Below are 3,505 nucleotides of genomic sequence, written 5' to 3' on the forward strand. Positions count from 1 at the left end.
GCCAGTAAACAACTAACGTTAATCTGTGGCGGCTCGTATATTAAAATTAGCGAAGAAGGCATTGAACTAGGCACCGCTGGCAACATCTATTTTAAAAGTAATATCATGCAAAAAATGGGGGCAGCTAGTATAGAAAATAATACAGACAACAACTTGAAAAGTGATGTAGACATAGCGCTTACAAGATTAATAAATAGTGAATATATCAACTTTTCAGGTTAAAGGTATAAACAATGACACTAATACCAATAAAAAAATGGAAATATCCAGTTATTATAAATCAACAAAAACAATTAAGCACTAATGGTTATTATACAGCATTAATGTCAGCATCTAATGGCTTTTATCCTGTCAGTGTAAACAAACAGGTGCATGGAGGGGTCCATTTTGATGAGAAGGTCCTTGGAAAATTAGGTGACCCCAATGTACGAAAAGTGCATTGTATTGCCACTGGTGAAGTTATCGCTTATCGAGTTAATGATCATTATCAAAAAGTTGATTATGGTGAAAAAGTTGACTTTTTCTCAACAGGTTTTGTTTTGGTTCGGCACCTGCTGGAAATGGAGCGTATAGAAGACGTCGCTCAGGCAAAAAGCAATCTGCCAACGAATAACAGTGCTGCGCAAACATCAGAAACCACGGCTGATTCAACTCAATTATCGAATACTACGACAAATCCAACTACAGAGACAGCTAAAGCGAATACCTCAGCGCCACCCAATGAGCCGTCAACCAGTGAAATAACTACGCCTAAAAAAGAAAAACAACCAGGGCATCGTCTTTATTTTTATAGTTTGTATATGCATTTGGCTGATACGCAATATTACAATGATAATCCAAAAGAGCCAGCACCAGCATTTTGGGAGCAGGATATTTATCGCGTTAAACATAAAGATAAATTAGATTATGTAGAAGGATTAAATATACGAGGGACACCTGATAGTTCAACCAGCACAAATATTTTAGCTGTATTACAAGCTGGCACGAAAGTAAATTTAAATCTTGATTTACATGAAAAAGATTATAAGTGGTATGCAGTTACGTCTTTAGAGGAAGGGTATTTCTCAATTCCGGAATTAAAACCTGTTGACTATAAGGGAAATAAAATTATCGGTTGGATTTACAATCAGACTAAAAAACCACTCACAGCCCCGATAGTTGAAATAACAGGAAAAGATAGCAAATTAGCCAAATCAAAAGGGCTAAGAGTAAGGGATAAAGATAAAAAAAATATTATTTCCATGCTACCCGAAGGAACGCAAATTAAAATATCCGGTACCAAAAAACCGAAAAACTTTGTTGAATTAATCGAAGTGGTTCGGGACGGACAACCAACTATTCCTTTACCAACAGAAACGACCTACGTTTATTTTGATTGTCTTGAAAAGGTAATTAGAGGCAAAAAATATAATGAAGTTGTGGTATTAGACAAACCATTTCCAATTGAAGCCGGTGATTTAGTCGGACATATTGGTCATAATGATGCTATTCCTAAAGAAAAAGATAAAGAGGGTAATTATATTGACATAGACACTCTCCCACTTGGAGAAGGGATGCAAAACAGCCACTTTAAACCCACATTACATGTTGAGTGTTTTACCTGTGAAGACTTACCCAATTACATAGCCCAAACTCAAGCTGAGACGAGAAAAATATCCGATGAAGAAAAAATATTATTTGCTGTATCAAAAGGGGTAAAAATACTAACGCAACCAAGCCAAGCAGACACAACGGTTGGTACACCATTTAAAGGCAGTAAAATAGAGGTAATAAGTAAAGAAACTAATATAAACTGGTTACAAATAGAAATAAATACCTCTGCAACTAACAAAAAATCATTATGGATTACCAATACTGATGAGATAGCAAAGAAAATAAAAGCTAATGACGAAATAAAATTACCTACAGAGACACCGGCATGGAGTAAGCACCCATTACAAGATAGTCAATTAACTAGTAGCAAACTGATTACTGACACACCGCTCTTACTTAATATGAGTGATAATAATATTAAAGCAAGAATAAATCGAGCCGTGGATGATAAAGAGACTTTATGGATTCAAATAGAAAAACCGCTCCAAATAGAAAAACCGCTCAACGAGATAACGATTTCGTCAGGTTGGATATCAACCAATAGCGAAGGTGTAAAGAAAGTAAGTTGCTGGGATTGGTTTGATTTTAAGCAAATTAAAGAAAATGCCAGTCTGAAAGAAATTTATCTTAGTGCTAAAAAAACCTTAAGCAGAAATAAGGATAATGCCTCACTTGAACAATACCCGCCAACAATAAAAGAGACATTAACAATATTAGACAAACAATACAGTGCTAACTCACAAAAATATGCGATGATAACAACGGACAGCTTTAAAGGGCTTATTGATAAGCCGGTATTAGCCTCGGCTCTTAGTCGCATATTAATCAATTATGAAAGTGAATGGTATGGCAAAGTTGACTCAGAAGGAAAATTGCCCAAATGGGAAGCGTTAAATAGTGAAATGACAGAAAATGCCAACAATGTACTGAATTATTTAACTAAAGGAGATGAAGCAAAATTTGATGCTTATATCAACACGCTAGAAACAAGCAAACAACAGTCAGTAAAAAAAGGGATTGAAGAGCTAAAAAGAAAAATTGACCGATTTCCAAAAGACTACAAAAGCAATCCAAAGCAGAAGTTGAGCCAAGGACAAATTGAAATTCATGAAAAAGTGCAAAAGTTAGAACAAAAGGTCATGGATTGGGAAAAAAGTAAAGAGAAAATCAAGAAAATGTTATGGTGGGATGATGTCACTAAAGGCTTAGCGAAGCTAAATCAAACAAACGGCACACAACCAGAAAATACCAACACAACTAATACCAAAGCCACCCCAACAGACACTGCCCCACCTGCTACACTTAGTGCTGATGGTAAGGCATGGTTTATTCATCCTATAGCATTATTTAATTTCATCCCAAAATTTTGTATAACAGTTGATATGTTAAAGCAAATTTTCACTTATGTATCAAATAATCGGCTAGATTTATTACAATTCATAGTAAATGATATTAACGTTCATATGAACGAATATAGACTTAATACACCTCTCAGATTAAGTCATTTTTTTGCTCAAATTAGACAAGAAGTTGGCTCATCACTAAAAACTGAAGAAAATTTTACTTATAGTGTTAGTGGATTAAAAACAACATATAAATATTTTAAAAATAATCCTGAAGATGCAATAAAACATGGTTATCCTGACGGCTCTCCGAAAAATTTAAGAATTGTATCGAAGGAGAGCCAAAAATTTGTTGCGAATAAAGCCATGGGAGATAGATTAGGAAATCTTGGTGCAAATACGGATGATGGTTGGAATTTTAGAGGAAGAGGATTAAAGCAGTTAACGGGTAGGAATAATTATGTAGATTTTGCAAATGGATATCAGGAAATTTGGGGCGGGGAGTACATTGATTTTGTTAATAATCCAGATTTATTACAGACTCTGCCTCACCTGCCACACTTAGTGCT

Annotated in this window: 2 protein-coding genes; both read left to right on the top strand. The window is 35.0% G+C overall.

The genetic code is table 11. The features are described from left to right. On the top strand, nt 1-222 hold a 222-nt coding region (locus O970_RS09080; protein WP_133459385.1), incomplete at its 5' end, for a DUF2345 domain-containing protein. An 11-nt stretch (nt 223-233) separates the two neighbouring features. Further along, nucleotides 234-3,505: glycoside hydrolase family 19 protein (locus O970_RS09085; RefSeq protein ID WP_202976386.1), on the top strand; the 3,272-nt coding region annotated here is incomplete at its 3' end.

This window comes from Candidatus Schmidhempelia bombi str. Bimp (assembly GCF_000471645.3).
Lineage (GTDB): Bacteria > Pseudomonadota > Gammaproteobacteria > Enterobacterales > Orbaceae > Utexia > Utexia bombi.